The 19,427-nt window shown below is 55.6% G+C and carries 17 protein-coding genes; 11 read left to right on the plus strand and 6 right to left on the minus strand.

The genetic code is table 11. The annotated features are described in order from the left end of the window. Positions 1–83: 83 nt before the first annotated feature. From purC to ABXG94_RS03645, 6 genes are all read left to right on the plus strand, one after another. Entirely contained in the window at positions 84–845 is a 762-nt protein-coding gene (gene purC, locus ABXG94_RS03620; protein ID WP_353532358.1) for a phosphoribosylaminoimidazolesuccinocarboxamide synthase, read from the plus strand. A gap of 93 nt (positions 846–938) precedes the next feature. Next, positions 939–1,178, plus strand: a complete 240-nt coding sequence (gene purS / locus ABXG94_RS03625) for a phosphoribosylformylglycinamidine synthase subunit PurS (RefSeq protein ID WP_353532359.1) — start codon at positions 939–941, stop codon at positions 1,176–1,178. Beyond that, positions 1,178–1,846 (plus strand): phosphoribosylformylglycinamidine synthase subunit PurQ, encoded by a 669-nt coding sequence (purQ, locus tag ABXG94_RS03630; protein ID WP_353532361.1) that lies wholly within the window; start codon positions 1,178–1,180, stop codon positions 1,844–1,846. The genes purS and purQ overlap by 1 nt, the downstream gene beginning before the upstream one ends. 36 nt (positions 1,847–1,882) lie before the next feature. Then, positions 1,883–3,682 carry a sensor histidine kinase gene (locus tag ABXG94_RS03635; RefSeq protein ID WP_353532362.1) on the plus strand — a complete coding sequence of 600 codons (1,800 nt, stop codon included), beginning with the start codon at positions 1,883–1,885 and terminating at the stop codon, positions 3,680–3,682. 3 nt (positions 3,683–3,685) lie between these two features. Beyond that, positions 3,686–5,020 (plus strand): sigma-54-dependent transcriptional regulator, encoded by a 1,335-nt coding sequence (locus ABXG94_RS03640; protein WP_353532363.1) that lies wholly within the window; start codon positions 3,686–3,688, stop codon positions 5,018–5,020. A gap of 456 nt (positions 5,021–5,476) precedes the next feature. Continuing rightward, the gene (locus ABXG94_RS03645; protein WP_353532365.1) at positions 5,477–8,674 is read left to right on the plus strand and encodes an Rne/Rng family ribonuclease; all 3,198 of its coding nucleotides are present in this window, start codon (positions 5,477–5,479) and stop codon (positions 8,672–8,674) included. Between the two features lie 39 nt (positions 8,675–8,713). On the opposite strand, the gene ABXG94_RS03650 is transcribed toward ABXG94_RS03645, so the two are convergent. Then, a complete protein-coding gene (locus ABXG94_RS03650) occupies positions 8,714–8,944 on the minus strand; it encodes a sulfurtransferase TusA family protein (protein WP_353532366.1) in 231 nt (76 codons plus the stop codon). Between the two features lie 104 nt (positions 8,945–9,048). Between ABXG94_RS03650 and ABXG94_RS03655 the strand changes: the two genes are divergently transcribed. From ABXG94_RS03655 to ABXG94_RS03665, 3 genes are read left to right on the plus strand one after another with little or no spacing between them, the layout of a single operon-like run. After that, complete coding sequence (locus ABXG94_RS03655) at positions 9,049–9,798, plus strand: cytochrome c biogenesis CcdA family protein (protein ID WP_353533998.1); 750 nt, start codon at positions 9,049–9,051, stop codon at positions 9,796–9,798. Between the two features lie 53 nt (positions 9,799–9,851). After that, the gene (locus tag ABXG94_RS03660) at positions 9,852–11,078 is read left to right on the plus strand and encodes a hypothetical protein (protein ID WP_353532368.1); all 1,227 of its coding nucleotides are present in this window, start codon (positions 9,852–9,854) and stop codon (positions 11,076–11,078) included. Further along, complete coding sequence (locus tag ABXG94_RS03665) at positions 11,075–12,436, plus strand: cytochrome P450 (RefSeq protein ID WP_353532370.1); 1,362 nt, start codon at positions 11,075–11,077, stop codon at positions 12,434–12,436. The genes ABXG94_RS03660 and ABXG94_RS03665 overlap by 4 nt, the downstream gene beginning before the upstream one ends. A gap of 88 nt (positions 12,437–12,524) precedes the next feature. On the opposite strand, the gene ABXG94_RS03670 is transcribed toward ABXG94_RS03665, so the two are convergent. Further along, the gene (locus tag ABXG94_RS03670) at positions 12,525–12,638 is read right to left on the minus strand and encodes an entericidin EcnA/B family protein (RefSeq protein ID WP_353532371.1); all 114 of its coding nucleotides are present in this window, start codon (positions 12,636–12,638) and stop codon (positions 12,525–12,527) included. A 1-nt stretch (position 12,639) separates the two neighbouring features. Then, entirely contained in the window at positions 12,640–14,457 is a 1,818-nt protein-coding gene (locus tag ABXG94_RS03675) for an extracellular solute-binding protein (RefSeq protein WP_502901678.1), read from the minus strand. 306 nt (positions 14,458–14,763) lie between these two features. Between ABXG94_RS03675 and ABXG94_RS03680 the strand changes: the two genes are divergently transcribed. Next, positions 14,764–15,537, plus strand: a complete 774-nt coding sequence (locus ABXG94_RS03680; RefSeq protein WP_353532375.1) for a 3-hydroxybutyrate dehydrogenase — start codon at positions 14,764–14,766, stop codon at positions 15,535–15,537. A gap of 87 nt (positions 15,538–15,624) precedes the next feature. Then, positions 15,625–16,674, plus strand: coding sequence for a patatin-like phospholipase family protein (locus ABXG94_RS03685; RefSeq protein ID WP_353532377.1), 1,050 nt, complete (start codon positions 15,625–15,627; stop codon positions 16,672–16,674). A 17-nt stretch (positions 16,675–16,691) separates the two neighbouring features. Here ABXG94_RS03685 and ABXG94_RS03690 read toward each other — a convergent pair whose 3' ends face one another. The 3 genes from ABXG94_RS03690 to ABXG94_RS03700 all read right to left on the minus strand — a co-directional run bounded on the left by ABXG94_RS03690 (position 16,692) and on the right by ABXG94_RS03700 (position 19,410). Continuing rightward, entirely contained in the window at positions 16,692–17,534 is an 843-nt protein-coding gene (locus ABXG94_RS03690) for a DUF502 domain-containing protein (RefSeq protein WP_353532379.1), read from the minus strand. 74 nt (positions 17,535–17,608) lie between these two features. After that, positions 17,609–18,520, minus strand: a complete 912-nt coding sequence (locus ABXG94_RS03695) for a pseudouridine-5'-phosphate glycosidase (protein WP_353532381.1) — start codon at positions 18,518–18,520, stop codon at positions 17,609–17,611. Then, positions 18,517–19,410, minus strand: a complete 894-nt coding sequence (locus ABXG94_RS03700; protein ID WP_353532383.1) for a PfkB family carbohydrate kinase — start codon at positions 19,408–19,410, stop codon at positions 18,517–18,519. Before ABXG94_RS03700 ends, ABXG94_RS03695 begins: the two co-directional genes overlap by 4 nt. Positions 19,411–19,427 lie beyond the last annotated feature (17 nt).

A 19,427-nucleotide genomic window follows, 5' to 3' on the forward strand; every position in this document is an offset into this window, starting at 1 on the left:
GACGCTTGCGACAAAGACGCCCATATACTAAGAGGGCGCAAAGAAGCGGGGAGTCGGTCCCCGCCCGCAGAGAAAGAGACCCCATGGCGCGTGGAAAGAAGTTGTACGAAGGCAAGGCAAAAGTACTTTATGAAGGTCCTGAGCCCGGCACGATTGTTCAATATTTCAAAGACGATGCCACCGCCTTTAACGCTGAGAAGAAAGACGTCATCGACGGCAAAGGTGTGTTGAACAACCGCCTCAGCGAATATTTCATGGTCGGCCTGGGTCAGATTGGCGTGCCAACGCATTTCATCAAACGTTTGAATATGCGCGAACAATTGGTGCGCTCTTGCGAGATTATTCCGCTCGAAGTCATCGTGCGCAATTTTGCCGCAGGATCGATGTCTAAGCGTCTGGGCATCGAAGAAGGCACGCAGTTGCCGCGTCCGATTGTCGAGTATTGCTACAAAGATGACTCTTTGGGAGACCCGCTGGTCGCCGAAGAGCATATCGCAGCCTTTGGTTGGGCTGGTCAGCAAGACATGGAAGACATTCTGAGTATGGCGTTGCGGGTCAATGATTTCATGTCTGGGGTCATGTATGGCGTTGGCATCAAACTAATTGATTTCAAGATCGAATTTGGCCGTACTTATAATGGCGATTTTCAGCAGTTGGTTGTGGCAGATGAAATCAGCCCGGACAGCTGCCGCCTGTGGGATATGGAAACCAATCGCAAGCTGGACAAAGACGTGTTCCGTCGCGACCTTGGCAGCCTGACAGACGCTTATGCCGAAGTGGCGCGTCGTTTGGGTGTTTTGCCAAAGAATGCGACACCGATCACCAAACCTACGCTGATCAACTAACCCCTAGGCTCTGCGGATGGCGGGGCTTTTTGAGTATTTATAGAAAAGTGAAGCCTGGGTCGGGTTTCATTTAATGAGCTGGAGAAGATCGACATGAAAGCACGTGTTTACGTGATGCTGAAAAACGGCGTTTTGGATCCCCAGGGTGAGGCGGTGCGCCACGCGCTTGGGTCGCTTGGCTTTGATGGTGTTGATGGTGTGCGTCAGGGCAAGGTGATAGAGCTTGATCTGGCAGAAACCGATGCGGCGAAAGCCGAAGCAACCGTGACCAAGATGTGCGAAAAGCTTTTGGCCAATACGGTCATCGAAAGCTATCGCGTGGAGCTTTCATAATGAAAGCGGCGGTTGTAGTGTTTCCCGGCTCAAATTGTGACCGCGACCTTGCGGTTGCCTTTGAGCGCGCCGGGGCAGATGTCACTATGGTGTGGCACAAGGAAAGCGCCTTACCAGCTGGCGTAGATATCGTCGGCGTACCAGGTGGGTTTTCCTATGGCGATTATCTGCGTTGTGGCGCAATTGCGGCCAATTCGCCGATTTGCCGCGCTGTGGTGAAACATGCCGACGCGGGCGGTTATGCCATGGGCATCTGCAACGGATTTCAGATCCTGACAGAAACCGGCATTTTGCCCGGCGCTTTGCGCCGCAACGCCGGGTTGAAGTATATCTGCCGTACCGTTGGGCTAAAGGTCACGGCCGCAGATTGCGTCTATACTGATGGCTATGCGCAGGGCGATGTCATCAATATTCCAATAGCGCATCATGATGGCAATTATTTCGCAGACCCAGAGACGCTGGCACGTTTGCAGGGCGAGAATCGTATTGCCTTTACCTATACCGATAATCCCAACGGGTCTGTTGCGGATGTCGCTGGTGTGCTGTCTGCCAATCGCCGGGTGCTTGGCATGATGCCGCACCCAGAGCGGGCTGCGGATGCTGGCCATGGCGGCGTGGACGGAACGGCAATGTTTAGCGCATTGATCGACAAAGTCGTACCTGCATGACTTGAGTACGCCGTTTAGGCGGCGTACCTTACCGCTATGAGCGGCAAAACTGAACCACACGCAAAGATTGGCGGGAAATCCCAAAGGAAAACCCCCAGAAAAACGCACAGGCTGCGCACCATCAGTTGGCGCGTGCGTCTGGCGCTGGTGGGGCTGTGTGTGATCGCCGGATGTACCATCTGGATCACCAATAGCTATTTGACCGATCGCTTTACCCAGAACACCCGTAACCGTGCAGAGTTGCGCTTGGCTCTCTACTCAGGAAACCTACAGTCAGAACTGCGCCGCAGCGCGATTGTGCCGCAGCTATTGGCGCGTGACCCGGAATTGATCCGCGCGCTGCAAGACAGCGATTTTACCACCTCTACCGCGCGTCTGATTTCCTTTGTCGAAGAGATCGGGGCAGCGTCCTTGGTGCTGTTGGACAGTGACGGGCGCACCGTGGCGGCCACCGATCGCAACCGATTGGGAGAGTCCCATCGTCAAGCGCCTTATTTTGTCGATGCCATGCGCTCTAATGCGACAGTGTTCAGTGTCGCGCCACGGGAAAGTGCAGGCTATTCCTTTGCCTATTCCCGCCGTCTGGAACAGCAAAATGTGGCGCTTGGGGTCATTGTGGTCGAAGTGGATCTGCAAAAGTTCGAACGGGCCTGGGCGGGCATCTCTGATGCTGTGTTGGTCACAGACAGTCAGGGGGCCATTATTCTGGCCACAGAGCCTCGTTGGCGTGGGTTAACCGAAGCAGACGCTTTGCAACGTCAGCCTGCACAGGGCGCAATTGAACGGGCTATTCAGGCGACATCGGATTGGACAGCTTTGCCAGCTGATGCTTATTTGCGCGGCGAAGCTGTGATGCGCAAAGATGCCCGCATTCCCTTTCGAGGTTGGCAGATCGCCAGTTTCACCAGCTATACCAATGTGCGCGAGCGGGTGAATGCGGTTCTTGCGTTGGAAATCATGGGATTCGCCATTCTTTTGGCGATGGCCTTCTATTTTCTCAGCCGAAAAAACGCTTTGCGCATGGCTTTGTTCCAGCGCGAGTCGGCGAGCCTTCGCGCATTGAACCACCGGTTGCAGCGAGAAATTGCCGAACGTGAACGCATGCAGGCGAGCCTTGAAGTGGCCGAACAATCGCTGGCGCAAAGCTCTAAATTAGCAGCTTTGGGCGAGATGTCGGCGGCGGTTTCACATGAGTTAAATCAACCTTTGGCTGCGATGAAAACCTATCTGGCGGGGGCGCGTCTTTTGGTGCGCCGCAATCGTCCCGAAGAAGCATTGTCCAGCTTTAAACGGATCGACGATTTGATCGAACGCATGGGGGCGATCACCAAGCAGCTGAAAAGCTATGCGCGCAAGGGTGGAGAGGACTTTCACCCAGTAGAAATGGGGGATGCGCTGGCCTCTGCTCTGGCTTTGATGGAACCACAATTGCGTCAGAGACATGTTAAAATCGGCCGTATCATGCCGGATGAACAGGTGCGGGTGATGGGGGATCGTGTGCGCATCGAGCAGGTGATGATCAACCTTTTGCGCAATGCTTTGGATGCCACAAAAGGCGTTGATGAACCGGAAATCGAAGTGTTGTTGGCGGCGGGTGAAACCGCAACCTTGACCGTGCGCGACAACGGGGCAGGGATCCAGGATCTGGATAACCTGTTTGAACCCTTTTACACCACCAAACAGCCTGGCGATGGTGTCGGGCTGGGGCTTGCCATTTCCTCTGGGATCGTAAACGACCTAGGGGGACGGCTGACCGCGCGAAACGGTCAGAACGGTGGGGCTGTATTTGAAGTACAGTTGCCTATCTTAAGTGGTGAGATTGAAGCTGCGGAGTAAACGATGGCTCAGGCTATGAAAATTGCGATTGTGGATGACGAAAAAGATATGCGTCAGTCTATCAGTCAATGGTTGGCACTCTCTGGATATGACACAGAGACCTTTGCCAGCGCAGAGGATGCGCTCAAGGTTTTGGGGGCGGATTATCCGGGGATTGTGATCTCTGATATTAAGATGCCCGGCATGGATGGCATGCAGTTTTTGAAAAAACTGATGGGCAGCGACAGCGCTTTGCCGGTCATCATGATCACCGGCCATGGCGATGTGCCGATGGCGGTCGAAGCCATGCGGGTCGGGGCGTTTGATTTTCTGGAAAAGCCGTTTAACCCAGACCGCATGAGCCAATTGGCGAAGAAAGCGGCAAATGCCCGGCGTCTGACTTTGGACAACCGCGTGCTGCGCAAAGAGCTGTCAGATGGCAGCCAGTTGATGAACAAGTTGATTGGGTCATCCCCCGTGATGTCGCGGCTCAAAGAAGATATCCTTGATCTGGGGCAGGCTGACGGTCATGTGCTGATTGATGGCGAGACCGGAACCGGCAAGACTTTAGTGGCGCATGCTTTGCATGCAGTCGGCAGCCGGGCGGGCAAGAAATTTGTCTTGGTCAGTTGTAGCGCCTTGGAAGAAGACGCGTTGGCCAAGCGCCTGTTTGGACCAATGCTGCCCGAAGACACGCAATTGCCCGCGGTCGAGGAAGCCCGCGGTGGCACTTTGGTGCTCGAAGATATCGAGGCGCTCAGCGATACGTTGCAGGCCCGTTTGCTAAGTGTGATCAACGATCAGGGCACCCCTGCGGAAACCCGCATTGTGGCGATTTGCAACCTTCAAGAGCAAAACCGCACCTGCGAAGATGCGCTGCGCTCTGACCTTTTTTACCGCCTAGCCGCCCTGCGCATCACCGTGCCCCCCCTGCGGCAGCGCGGCGAAGACATCCTGACGCTATTCACGCGTCATGCGGAACAGTTTTCCGAAGAATACGGCTGCGACGCGCCACAGGTCAGCGCCCAAGAAGCGGCGCAGCTTTTGCAGGCCCCGTGGCCCGGCAACGTGCGTCAGCTGATCAATCTGGCAGAACGTGCGGTACTGCAATCGCGTCGTGGTGGCGGCACTATCGCCTCGCTTTTGATGAATGACCACGAGGAAATGCAGCCGGTGATGACCACCGAGGGCAAGCCCTTGAAGGAATATGTCGAAGCGTTTGAGCGCATGCTTATCGACAATACCATGCGCCGACATCGTGGATCGATCGCAAGCGTCATGGAAGAACTCTGCCTGCCGCGCCGGACGCTTAATGAAAAAATGGCCAAATACGGTCTCGCCCGGGCTGATTATCTCTAAAATCATCGAATATTTCCGTGCAAATGGCATCGCGCTTTCTGGCGCGGTGGCTTTTCAATTTTAGCGCGTGTTGTTTTACCATTGTAATTTCCACATACGTGGTCTTATGTAGGGATGACGGACTGCGCCAAATGGCAGCACCGCATGAGTTTCGCTGAAGGACTATCGCCTAGGACGCGATTGCGCCCGATTTTCTTTCAGACCGATTGAGCCCCTCGGGGCTAGACAAACGCCCGGACCGCCAACTGGCGGCGGGCACGTAACAGGCGCCAACTGGCGTCGGAGAAGAACCGCGATGAAGCGCGCGATACTATTGAGAGACCGAGCAGAGGCCGTTCGCGGCCCCCTTGGCCGCGCGTCTCAACTCGCCTTGACAAGACACCCCGTGCAATCTCTGGAACCGCCTGGTCTGACACGCCAGCGCGACAGGGTCTCACTTCGGTGCAAATGGACAACATGGCTAAGAAAATGCTTATCGACGCCACCCACGCGGAAGAAACCCGCGTTGTGGTGGTGGATGGAAACAAGGTCGAGGAATTTGACTTTGAATCTGAAAACAAACGCCAGCTCGCTGGCAATATCTATCTAGCAAAAGTTACACGTGTCGAACCGTCTCTGCAGGCAGCCTTTGTAGACTATGGCGGAAATCGTCATGGTTTCTTGGCGTTTTCCGAGATCCACCCTGATTATTATCAGATTCCGGTGGCGGATCGCGAAGCACTGATGGAAGAAGAGCGGGCCTATGCGGAATCTCTAAAGGCGCGCGACGAAGAAGACGAGAAACCCAAGCCCAAACGGCGCCGGTCTCGGTCGCGCAAACCCAAAGAAACTCAGCCCACAGAACAGGCCGTTGCGGCCGACCAGATCGAAGGTATGGAAACCATCGACCTGAACGATGGGGCTGAGGACAATAACGAAAACGCAGCTGTGGACCTTGTGGATGATGCGCCAAAATCAGACGCAGCTGACACAGCAGCGTCTGAAGAAACAACGCAAGTAGCAGAGACAGAAACGCCCGAGGCCTCTGTCACAGAAAACCCAGCCCAAGCGGACACTGAAGCTGCTGCGCCTGAAACCACAGAAGATGCGCCAGCCGAAGACGCGCCAACCGAAGTTGCAGAGGCCCCAACAGCTGACGCAGAATCTAAGGCCGCGCCTGTCGAAAAGACAGAAAGCGCAGTGGAAACGGTTGCCGAAGCAGACACAGACACTGCAGACCAAGATGGCCAGGGCAAACCTGGGCAGACCATGGCTGCAAAAACTGATGGCAAAGACGCCGTTGTGTCTCAGGACCCAGAAACCGGCGAAGAGACCGAAGCAGAGGCCGAAGCCGCGCCCGTAGCTGCATCCGTAGCTGCAGAGGAAACTCCAGCAGAAGAAACCGCGCCAGAGGCCCCAAAAGCTGAAACCGAGATTGCCGAAGAGGCACCGGCCGCAGCCGCACCCTCTGAGACGCAAGAGTCTGCCGCTGAGGAAAACACTGCAGAGGCCGCGCCAGCTGAAGAGATCGAAGAAGAGGCCGAAAAGCCACGTCGCCGACGCTCTGAAGCCAAAGACAAAGACGACTCGATTGAATCGGTTGCCGACGAAGACGACAGCGAAGACATTCGCCCGGTGCGCAAGCCCCGCGCCCGTCGTTACAAAATCCAAGAAGTGATCAAAGTGCGCCAAATCCTTTTGGTGCAGGTGGTCAAAGAAGAGCGCGGCAACAAAGGCGCGGCTCTGACAACCTATCTTAGCCTTGCGGGTCGCTATTGCGTCCTGATGCCAAACACTGCACGCGGTGGCGGCATCAGCCGTAAAATCACCAATGTGACCGACCGCAAAAAGCTCAAGGAAATCGCCCACGAGATTGATGTGCCGTCGGGCGCTGGCTTGATCATCCGCACCGCTGGTGCCAAGCGCACCAAAGCCGAGATCAAACGCGATTATGAGTATTTGCAGCGCCTGTGGGAGCAAATCCGCGCTCTGACGCTGAAATCAATCGCGCCTGCCAAAATCTATGAAGAAGGCGATCTGATCAAACGGTCGATCCGCGATCTATATAACCGCGAAATCGACGAAGTGCTGGTCGAAGGCGAGCGCGGCTACCGCATTGCCAAAGACTTCATGAAAATGATCATGCCGTCGCATGCCAAAAACGTGCGCAATTACCAGGATCAATTGCCGCTGTTTGCGCGCTTTCAGGTCGAAAGCTACCTCGGTGGAATGTTCAACCCAACGGTACAACTGCGCTCTGGTGGCTATATCGTGATTGGCGTCACCGAAGCTTTGGTTGCCATCGACGTCAACTCTGGCCGTGCCACCAAAGAAGGCAGCATCGAAGAGACCGCGTTGAAAACCAACCTGGAAGCCGCCGAAGAAGTGGCGCGCCAGTTGCGTCTGCGCGACCTTGCAGGCCTGATCGTGATCGATTTCATCGACATGGACGAGCGCAAGAACAACACAGCCGTTGAAAAACGGATGAAAGACAAGCTGAAAACCGACCGTGCGCGCATCCAGGTGGGTCGCATCTCGGGTTTTGGCCTGATGGAGATGAGCCGTCAACGTTTGCGTCCCGGCATGATCGAGGCGACTACACAGCCTTGTGCGCATTGCCACGGCACAGGTTTGATCCGCTCTGACGACAATCTGGCGCTGAATATCCTGCGCCAAATCGAAGAAGAGGGCACCCGCCGCCGGTCACGCGAAGTTTTGGTCAAGGCCCCTGTGTCTATCGCCAACTACTTGATGAACCAAAAACGCGAGCATGTTGCTCAGATTGAAACCCGCTATGGGTTGTCTGTACGGATCGAAGGTGATCCGACGTTGATCTCGCCAGATTTCACCATCGAGAAATTCAAGACCGCAACCCGTGTTGTGCCCGAACCAACAGCCGCTGTTGTCTCTGTGGACACGATGTTGATGGATCAGGTTGATGATGACATCGAAGACGCGGAAGTGGTCGAAGAGGCTCCGGTGGAAACCGTAACCGAAGAAGCTGATAAGCCAAAGAAACGCCGTCGTCGTCGGCGTCGTCGCAAGTCACGTACCGATGAGAACGCAGAAACTACTGACGAGACAACCACTTCAGATGCTGGCGAAGTTGACACGCAGGCTGATACGCAGAACGTGGACTCGGCTGATGCTGAGGACGTGACAAAGCCTGAAGAGACCGGCGAAGATAAGCCAAAGTCCCGCAGTCGGTCACGTAGCCGGTCACGGTCCCGAAAGCCTAAAAAGACAGAGGAACCAACGGCCGTAGATGCGGTTGCAGAGACCGCAGAAGGTGAGCAGGCGGCTCCTTCTGAGGCCGCAGCTGACACACAAGCCGACGCAGAGGCACAAGCTCCTGTTGTGGAAACAGCTGATGCGGCAAAGACCGACACTCCGGCGTCAGAAGCTGTAACCACAGAACCAGTAACCGCAGAGCCCGCGCCAATCGAACCGTCGCCAGTAGACCCGGTGCCAGTGGAAACAGAGCCGGTGGAAACAGCGCCTCAGTCTGACGTTCAAGTGCTGGAAAAAGAGCCCACAGCAGAGCCAATCGCCGAACCGGTGGCGGAACCTGTTGTTGAACCCGTGGCGGAACCCGTCGCAGAGGTTGCCCCAGAACCAAAAGCTGACGTACCACCCAAGCCCAAGCGGCGCGGATGGTGGTCGATGGGCAGCTGATCAAATACCAAAACGCCGGGCACTGTCCCGGCGTTTTTTTTAGGCTCTCTGCACGATGAAAAAGAAATGACCATCGCGCTCGCCAGAAGACAACAGCCTGTGGCCTTGCTCTTGGCAAAAATGCGGCACGTCCACAATCGAAGCCGGATCATCCGTCAGCAAACGCACCTGCGCCCCCGCCGCTAGCTTTTGCAAACGTTTGCGCAGTTTCAGCACCGGCAACGGGCACAACAGCCCAATCGCATCTATGTCCATTTCGAAATCTGTCATGGGTTTCCATTACGGTTGAACGCCCTGCCTGTCCACAGGGTTGTGATCAGCCGTGTGGTGATATGTCTCGTGACCTTGCTGTGTCTATGACATATGTGAAGCATATGTTCGGAATCGAAATCATAGATGCGGCCTTGTTGCCAGCAATGATCGTGGCGCTTATGGCCGGAGTAGTCTCCTTCCTAAGCCCATGTGTTCTGCCCATTGTGCCACCTTATTTGGCTTATATGAGCGGTATTTCAGTCACTGAATTATCAGAAGGCAAAGCCAGAAACAAAGCCCTGCTGCCCGCAACGTTCTTTGTGCTTGGACTGTCGACGGTCTTCTTGTTCCTTGGGTTTACCGCCAGCGCCATCGGAACGGTTTTTCTAGAGTACCAACAATGGTTTAATACGCTTGCCGGAATTCTGGTGATGATCTTTGGTGCGCATTTTGTGGGTGTGTACCGCATCGGTTTTCTGGATCGCGAAGCGCGCATTGATGTGGGCGACAGGGGCGGCAGCGCCTTTGGGGCCTATGTGCTTGGCCTGGCCTTTGCCTTTGGCTGGACCCCCTGCATTGGGCCACAACTTGGTGCCATTTTGTCGATGGCCGCCAGCGAAGCCTCTGTCAGCCGTGGCACATTGTTACTGGCGGTCTATGCTTTGGGCCTTGGCATTCCGTTTCTTCTGGTGGCTGCCTTTTTGCCACGTCTGACCGGCACAATGGCTTGGATGAAGCGCCAAATGCAGCAAATCGAACGTGTTATGGGGCTTCTGCTCTGGACAATCGGCCTGCTGATGCTCACAGGCGGCTTCTCGGCGTTTTCATATTGGCTGCTGGAAACATTCCCGGTCTTGGCGGTTCTTGGATAAGCGGTTAGTCTAGCCTCAAACTGCCGTGCAACAGACACGCAGAAGAGGTAAATTTGACCGAGCAGACACCCAAAACTGTGACCAAACCGGTGCACCGACGTCGGGTTTTTTATATTCCTGGTTATGATCCCATTCATCCCAGACGTTACCGCGAGCTGTATCGCAAAGAAAGCGCAGCGCAGGCCGCGATTTCTGACTATGAAGTGACGCTTCAACCCAAGAAAACCAGCGGCACCTACGGCTGGCGCGTGACCGCCAATATCGAAAATATTGAAACCACCACAGATATCGAAGTGCTGGTGTGGGCTGATATCGTACGTGACAGCATGGATGTTGGCATTCTGGCCACCTATGCGCAGTTGCTGCGCACCGCATGGTGCTACATTGGCTCAGGCGCGCTGTGGCGGCTGATGAAACTGCGCAAGGGGCCGGTGATTGCAGCGCTTTATCCTGTGGTGTTTTTGCTGGTGCAACTGTTGTTGTCGCTCTTGGCGGCCTATGGGTTGGCCAAATTGATCACACTATTTTTGCCCTGGTGGGCAGGTTTTGCTGCATTGGCCATTGTGCCGGGGTTGCTGAATTGGTTCAAAAAGAAAGACAACAAATTTTTCGCCTATTACCTGATGCATGACTATGCCTATGCGGCCTCGACCAAGGGTGCAAATCCCCCAGAACTAGAGCGCCGCATGGCTGAATTCACCGCACAGATCACCGCGGCCCTTAAACAGGACTTCGACGAAGTATTGGTGGTTGGCCACAGTTCTGGCGCGCATCTGGCGGTTTCGGTGCTGGCAGATTTGCTGCGCCAAGATGGTGCCACCAGCAATGGGCCCAAGCTGTCATTTCTATCATTGGGGCAGGTGGTGCCCATGGTGTCCTTTCTGCCAAAAGCAGCGCGGCTTCGGGCCGACCTGCGCTTTATGGCGGCGCAAACCATGGTGCCGTGGATCGATGTCACAGCGCCGGGCGATGGTTGCGCCTTTGCGCTCTGTGATCCTGTCAGCGTCAGTGGCGTTGCCCCAGAACAGGGCAAAACAGGCCCGTTGGTGCTGTCGGCCGCCTTCACCCAAACCCTCAGCCCCGCGCGCTGGAAAGAACTGCGCTGGAAATTCTTTCGCCTGCATTTTCAATATCTCTGTGCCTTTGACCAGCCCGGCGACTATGACTATTTCAAGATCACAGCAGGCGGTCAGACCCTTGGTCAACGCTTTGAGGGCAGGGCGGCTTCCGGCTCGCGTATCGAAACGCCGGTCAATAAATTTACGGCGACAGCACTGTGACCCAACATCCCTTGCCGCCCAAACCACCTTCGCGCCCCAGCAAGGTTTCGCTGTTGCACTATGCCCGGTTGTTCAAACAAGATCTGCTATCGGCCCAACCTGCGCGGCTTTACCGCGCTTGGATGGCGGAATTTCGCACGCCTTTCTTCCGCTCATACCTGCTAAACCAGCCCGATCTGGTCAAAACCATCCTCAAAGAACGGCCGGATGACTTCCCCAAATCGGGTCGCATCTCCGAGGGGCTGCGGCCCTTGCTGGGCAATTCGGTCTTTCTGACCAACGGTGCGGTATGGAAACGTCAAAGACGTATCATCGATCCAGCCTTTGAGGGCGGGCGCTTACGCGAGGCATTTCCTGCGATGTGGGCCGCCGCAGAGGCGGCTGTGGCGCGTTTGGAAACACGCACTGGCACAGAGTTGGAAATCGAAGCAGAGACCAGCCATGTGGCTGCCGACGTGATCTTTCGCACCTTGTTTTCCATCCCGATCGAACATGAGATTGCCAGCCAAGTCTTTGACCAATTCCGCGACTATCAACGCAGCCAGCCGATCCTAAATCTTGCCGCCTTTGTGCCAGTGCCAAACTGGGTGCCGCGGTTTTTTGGCCGCCGCACCAAGCAAACCGCCCGCGCCATTCGCGGGTTGATCACTCAATTGACCCACAGTCGGATGCAAGAGATCAAGAACGGCACCGCGCCAGATGATCTTGCCACCAAAATCATGACCACAGCAGACCCTGAAACTGGCGAGAAATTTAGCGCCGAGGAAATGGTCGATCAGGTCGCGATCTTCTTTTTGGCCGGGCATGAAACCAGCGCCTCGGCTTTGGCCTGGACGCTCTATCTGATGGCGCTTTATCCAGAGTGGCAAGATCAGGTGGCCGACGAAGCCCAGACGTTGGAAACTTGCGATTTTTCCGTGGTGCGCCAGCTTAAGATCAGCCGCGATGTGTTCCGCGAGGCGCTGCGACTTTACCCGCCGGTGCCGATGATGGTGCGCGAGGCCAGCCAGGATGAAGCCTTTCGGGATCGCAGCATCAAAAAGGGCGCGCAGATGGTGTTGTCACCTTGGCACCTGCATCGCCATGAACGTCTGTGGGACAATCCGGATGGCTTTGATCCAACCCGCTGGGACAGCGAAAACGGCAAAGCCTGTATGCGCGACGCCTTTATGCCGTTTTCATCTGGGCCGCGGGTCTGCACCGGGGCGGGCTTTGCCATGGTCGAAGGCGTGTTGATCTTGTCGATGCTGCTAAAACACTATCGTGTGGAGCGGGTGGTCGGCAAAGATCCGGTGCCCGTCGCGCATCTGACCGTGCGCAGCAAAGACGGGATTTGGCTGCGTCTCACGAAACGTTAGGACAGTTTTGAAAGGGGGCGGGGGCTTTGCCCCCAACGTCGAAATTGCATTTCGACGCCTCCCCCAGAGTATTTTTAGAAAGCTGAAGCTAGAACCATGTAGAGACGCGCCGCGCGCCGCCGGAAATGTCCTCACCCACGCCTTCAACCGTGGCGCAGCCTGCCAGAATCACGCAGAGCGAAATGATCATCGCTGTCTTCATGTTAGTCTTCCTCATACCACCAGCTGTGCGGCATCCAATCCACACCGTCGCCATAAATCGGCAAGGTGTCTGGATATTTGATTTCTTTCACATGGGCAATGCGCCCGACGGCAAAGTTCCAGAACGGGATCACATGCCGGCCCGCGGTCAGCGTGCGGTCAAGCGCCTTGGTGGCCGCGACAAAATCGCTTTGGTCTTTGGCGGTCAGCATTTCATTAATCAGCCCGTCAATGGCCGCTGACTTCACGCCCATCCAGTTGCGCGAGCCTTCCTGGTCTGCTGCCCCTGATCCCCAATACAGGTTTTGCTCATTGCCCGGGCTCAGCGAAATGGCGCGGCGGTAGTAGCTGATATCAAAGTCAAAGGCATTGGTGCGTGCGGTGTATTGCGAGCCGTCCACCACCGACACGTCAAGCGTGATCCCCAAGCGTTTCAGAGCTTCTTGGTAGAGGTCAACGACAGTGGCGGTTTCAGTATCGCCCTGGCGCAAAACCACCTCTAGCCTAAGCGGTGTGCCATCGGCCCCCGACATCAAGCCATCTTTGATGCTATAGCCGGCCTGGGCAAACAGATCGGTGGCTTTGCGGATGTTCTTGCGGTTGCGCGCGGTGCCATCTGACACCGGCAGCGTATAGCCAGAAATCGCATCTGGCGGCAGGATATCTGCATAGGGTGCCAAATATTCGGCCACCCGGCCCTGGGCTGGGCCGTCAGACATGCCAAGCACGGAATTGCTGAAATAAGAACTGATGCGGGGTTGGCGGCCGCCGGTCATTGTGTCGTTGATGGCCTCGAAATTGAACGCATGAATCAAAGCATCGCGCACGCGAATGTCATCCAGCGGCGCACGCCGCGCATTCATCACCAGCCCGGTGATGCCCGAAGGTTTCTGATGCGGGATCTCGGCTTTGATCACATCACCAGAAAGACGCCGCGGAAAATCATAATTGCTAGCCCATTTTTCGGCATTAAACTCGCGCATATAGCTGATTTCACCCGCCTTAAAGGCCTCAAACAGCACCGCGCCATCGCCAAAGAATTCTATCTGAATCTCGTCAAAGTTATGGGTGCCACGCCGAAAGGCCAGATCTTTGCCCCAATAGTCAGGGTTACGGGTCAAAGTGACAGACCGGTTTGGCTCGAAATCGCTGATCATATAGGGCGCGCTTGTGATTGGCACATCTTGTAATGTGCTGTCATTGATGTCTTTGCCATCCCATTGCGCTTTTTTCAAAATCGGTCGCAACCCAGCCAAAAGCGCCAGTTCGCGATCTTCGGTGTTAAACGTCAGACGCACAGAATGCGGGCCGGTCTGCTCTATCTTTTCGACTTTTTTCCAGAACCCCAGATATCTTGGGTGACCCACAGTGCCGAGGGTTTCATAAGACCAGATAACATCTTCTACGGTGACCGGGCTGCCATCCCAGAACTTGGCCTCTGGGCGCAGGGTGAATTCAACCCATTCACGATTCGGGCCGGTTTCGATGGTTTCTGCCAAAAGCCCATACAGGCCAAAGGGTTCGCCGCGACTGCGACCCATCAGCGACTCAGAGGCAAAAAAGCGCAATTGCCAGGGCACGGATCCGGTGCGGATATAGGGATTTAGCGAATCATAACCGCCGTTGTTGCCGGTGACGAATCGCCCACCCTTGGGGGCATCAGGGTTTGCATAGGGCAAAGAGACAAAATCGGCTGGCAGGGCAGGTTCCCCATACATGGCGATGCCGTGCTTTGGGTCGGCAAAAGCTGCCGTACCCAAGAAAATAAGAGCCATGGCGGCTCCGTTTTGCAAAAATCCCTGGAAACTTACTGATCGCATTCGAAGAACAATCCCTCTTTGACCTTATTTCATTGCGTTCAGCGTATAGAGGGATTCCAGCCATTTCAAACTTTTAGCTTGGACTCTCGGCGCGACATTGCTTATAAAGATGTCACTGCTCGATAGGTTTCTTGCCTGTATGAAACCTGCCTCAATAACTTTACGCCCGCTTCGTGCGGGCGTTTTTTTTGGCTTGGTTTCTTAGCCCCGATCTAATCCCCTGATCGATTGGATGTCGAATTCCCCTTATTTTGCTAGCGCAGCATGATATGTTGCACCTGCAAAGAAAATGAGGAGCATTGGCGCATGAGCTTAAAAGGCAAAACAGCGGTTATCACTGGGTCAAATTCAGGAATCGGTTTGGGAATCGCCCGGGAATTTGCGCGCGCTGGCGCGGATGTGGTGTTGAATTCATTCACAGATCGCGAGGAAGATCACGCTTTGGCCGCTGCAATTGCTGCGGAATTTTCTGTGCAAGCACGCTATATTCAAGCGGATATGTCTGATGGGGCCGCCTGCCGCCGGTTGATCAGCGATGCTGGCGTCTGTGATATTCTGGTCAACAACGCAGGCATTCAGCATGTCGCGCCGATTGATGAATTTCCGGTGGACAAATGGGACGCCATTATCGCGATCAATATGAATTCTGCGTTCCACACGATGGCAGCTGCTTTGCCAATAATGCGCGCAAGGGGCTGGGGCCGGGTGGTCAATATTGCCTCGGCACACGGTTTGACCGCGTCGCCCTATAAGGCGGCCTATATTGCCGCCAAACATGGGGTGGTTGGCATGACCAAGACCGTTGCGCTAGAGACCGCGCAGGAGCCGATCACATGTAACGCCATTTGCCCGGGCTATGTTTTGACACCACTGGTGGAAGCCCAGATCCCGGACACGATGAAAGAATATGACATGAGCCGCGAAGAGGTGGTGAAGAATGTCATGCTCAAGCGACAACCGTCAAAGGAATTTGCGACGGTGGAGCAGATGGGGGGCACCGCGGTGTTCTTGTGCTCGGATGCGGCCGCACAGATCACCGGGACAACCATCAGCGTTGATGGCGGCTGGACAGCGCTTTAGCGGTGCCTTCGGTTTACAGCCAATTCTGGCTGGGGGCTTCGCCCCCAGACCCCCAGGGTATTTTTATCAAGAACAAAGAGGTTGGTTGTGATCCGTCTTAATTTGGCTTTACAGGGTGGGGGGGCGCATGGGGCGTTTACCTGGGGTGTGTTGGATGTCTTGTTGCAGGATCCTGACATCGAGATTGCGGCCATATCGGGCACCTCGGCTGGGGCGCTAAATGGTGCGGCGCTGAAAGCTGGGTTTTTGCAGGGCGGGGCCGAGGCTGCGCGGGAAAATCTGGATTGGCTTTGGACCAAAATGGGGGCCACCAAGGCCCCGGGGTTTGCCGATTGGATGGGGGCTTTTGGGCCAGCGTTCCTGGCGCGGGCTTTGGAACATTCCATGCCGTTCATGATGGCGGATTGGGCCAGCCGGCTGATGTCGCCTTATGCCTATGGGCCGTTTTTCAGCCATCCACTTAAGCCGATTGCCGATGAATTTCACTATGATAGCGTCTGCGCCGCACAGGGCCCGAAACTGTTTGTCTGTGCCACCAATGTACGCACTGGCAAGGCGCGGGTGTTTCAAGGTGCAGACATCAACACTGATGTTATCTTGGCCTCTGCCTGTCTGCCCACCCTGTTTCAAGCGGTAGAAATCAAAGATACGCGCACCGGTCAAACGGATGCCTATTGGGATGGCGGCTTTACCAGCAATCCCGCCTTATGGCCCTTGTATGACAAAGATCTGCCAGAGGATTTGCTGATTGTGAACATCAATCCGCTGGAGCGCCAGGAGCTGCCGCGCACGCCGCAACAAATTCAATCGCGCATGAATGAAATCAGTTTCAATGCGTCACTGATGGGGGAATTGCGCGCCATCGCCTTTGTGCAGCGCATGTTAAAAGACGGCGCTGTTGCGCCGGGCAGCATGAAGGATGTCAAAGTGCATATGGTGGCCGATGATGCGTTGATGAACGAGCTGAATGCTGTGACAAAAATGGTGCCGGTGCCGCAAATTCTGGCCGCTTTGAAATCCGCGGGTCAACGTGCTGCACGTGACTTTTTGGCCAAACATAAAGCAGATCTGGGCCAAAAAAGCACCGTTGATCTGGCCGCGCTTTACGGATCACACCACGGATCACAACCCAGATGACACGGCATCCAGCGCTGCTATTCAGCCGCCTGCGCGGGCTTGCTGGATTTCGCAGTCTCGGCATCAGACCCGGTCGCTACGTTGGTCACAGTGTCCGCTTTGGTCTCTGAAACCGGGTGTTGTGTCGGTGAGATGGCCGGCTGCTTTGGATCTTTGGCATTGGGATAGACCAGCCCGGCTGAGATCACCAATTTCGCCGCATCTTCCACCGACATATCCAGTTCGATCACATCGCTTTCTGGAAAGAACAGCAAAAATCCCGATGTTGGGTTGGGGGTGGTTGGCACAAAGACCGACAGCAGCTGATCGTCATGTTCTGCGCGTGCGTTCACTTCGCCTTTGGCTGTGGTGGACACAAAGCCAACCGCCCAGATACCTTTGCGCGGGTATTGCACCAGGCAGGCTTTTTCAAAGCTGCGATCGGTCTGGGCAAACACCGTTTCAGCGATCTGTTTCACCCCGGAATAGATCGACCGCACAACTGGCATACGCGCCACCAGCGTTTCCGCATAACGGATCATCGATTTGCCGATCAGCCCTTTGGCTATCCAGCCCATGAAGACGGTGAAAAGCAGAAAGAATACCACGCCAACGCCGCGAATATTGATCGAGACTTCTTCGCCAATCCAAGCATTATAGCGGTCCTGTCCAATGACATAGCGCACGATATTGTCTGGCTGATAGGCGTCGGGCACAAAAGGCAACACAAAGCCATCCACCCAGCCAATAAACGACCAGATCAGCCAAATCGTGAAGGCAACCGGCGCGATCACCACCAGGCCCGTCAAAAATGACGTGCGTAGCCGGGCAAGCAAGCCGGGTCCTGCGGGCGGTTTTGTTTCATCAAACGGTGTGGTCATGACGCTTCCATGTTGCGAGTTAGATAAGCTGTTTTGGGGCAGGCTTCAACTCATGCGGCCTTGGCGGGGCCTGATTAGGGCTGTGCGGCGATATTTGTGGCGATTTTTGCGGCCAATGTGGCGTTGTTCAGCACCAAGGCGATGTTGGCTTGTAACGATTTTCCGCCTGTCAGCTCAAAAATACGTCCCAACAAAAACGGGGTGACAGCCTTGCCGCTAATCCCCTGAGCTGCGGCCTCTGCGGTGGCCTGGGCAATGATTGGCGCAAGTTCTTGGGCGGGGATTTCGGCATTTTCCGGGATTGGGTTGGCGATCAACTGCCCGCCGGGCAAGCCCATGTCCTGGCGCATAACATGGCTGGCTGCGATGTGCTTGGCGCTGTCCAACCGCAACGGGGCTGCAAGATCAGACTGCGCCGACCAAAAGGCGGGAAAGCTGTCTTGCCCAAAGGCAATGACCGGCACGCCATGGGTTTCCAGCACTTCCAGAGTTTTGGGAATATCAAGAATGGCCTTTGCGCCGGCCGCCACAACTGTCACCGGCGTGGCTGCAAGTTCCAACAGATCAGCCGAGACATCAAAGTTTAGTTCTGCCCCTTTGTGCACACCGCCAATGCCGCCTGTGGCAAAAACCGAAATGCCCGCCAAATGCGCGGCAATCATGGTGGCCGCCACGGTTGTGGCCCCCATGCGTCCGGTGGCCATGCAAACGGGCAAATCTGCACGCGACACTTTCATCACGTCTTTGGCGGTCGCCAAATCCTCTAGCTGCGCATCGGTCAAACCGATGTGCAACCTGCCGTTTAAGACCGCGATGGTCGCTGGGGTTGCCCCGTTTTCGCGCACCTTCGCTTCGACCTCACGCGCCACTTCGATGTTTTGCGGATAGGGCATGCCGTGGGTGATTATGGTGCTTTCCAGCGCCACAATGGCGGTGCCAGCGGACTTGGCCGCGGCCACTTCAGGAGACAGAGTATATAGTGTCATTTTGGGCTTCCTCCGGACACGTAACTTGCGGCAGCTTGCAGCGCGAGATGCAGGCTTTCCGCACGGTCTGAGCCGGCTTTTTCCGCAGCAATATGGGCGGCCATAAAGGTGTCACCAGCGCCGGTCACTCGGGTGACCATCACTGCGGGGGGCGTTTGGGTTAAGATGCCTTCGGGCGTGGCGTCGCTGGCGCTTTTGCCACCATCAGTCACAAGCGCGCGACGGGCACCGCGATCCAGCAGGCCCTGGGCTGCGTCCTTTGACGAGCTGAATTCTTTTTGGCACAGCAATCCTGCTTCTTCCAGGTTCACATAAAGCACCGCGCGCTCATGGGTCAAAAACGGCAACAGCCGTTCCGCCTTGCCGGGACTTGCCGGGGCCACCCGCAAATCTGCGCCAGCAAAAAACGGGCTGACGGCGATATTTTCCAACAATCGTTGGGTCAGATTGCCATCCAGCGCGATGAAGCCTTGGTATGGCTTTTTCATATCGCCGAGCTGACCATCAGACAGGGGCCGCAGAATTTTGTCCCCAGCGGCTTCCAGCGAATGCGCATCCGCAATGGCCGCAATCAGCCCATTGGCCCCCTCGACTGCCATATACCGATCTGTTGGCAGGTCTTCCGAGCGGTACACAAAGGTCGTATCCATGCCCAACTCGTCGCAGGCTTTGATCAATTCATCGCCTTCGGCGTCACGACCAACCGCCGTCAGCAAAGAAGATTGCAAGCCAAACCGCGACAACGTCATTGCTATATTCATCGCGACGCCGCCCGGAATGCGCGTGATGCGCCCAGCAACATCAGAACCTTGCCGCATATGCACTGGCGCGCGACCAATCACGTCCCAAAGCACCGAGCCAATACAAAGAATATCAATCGTTTTGTTCATAGGTTGCTTGTGGCGTC

Origin of the sequence: Cognatishimia sp. WU-CL00825 (genome assembly GCF_040364665.1) — a bacterium.
Classification (GTDB): domain Bacteria; phylum Pseudomonadota; class Alphaproteobacteria; order Rhodobacterales; family Rhodobacteraceae; genus Cognatishimia.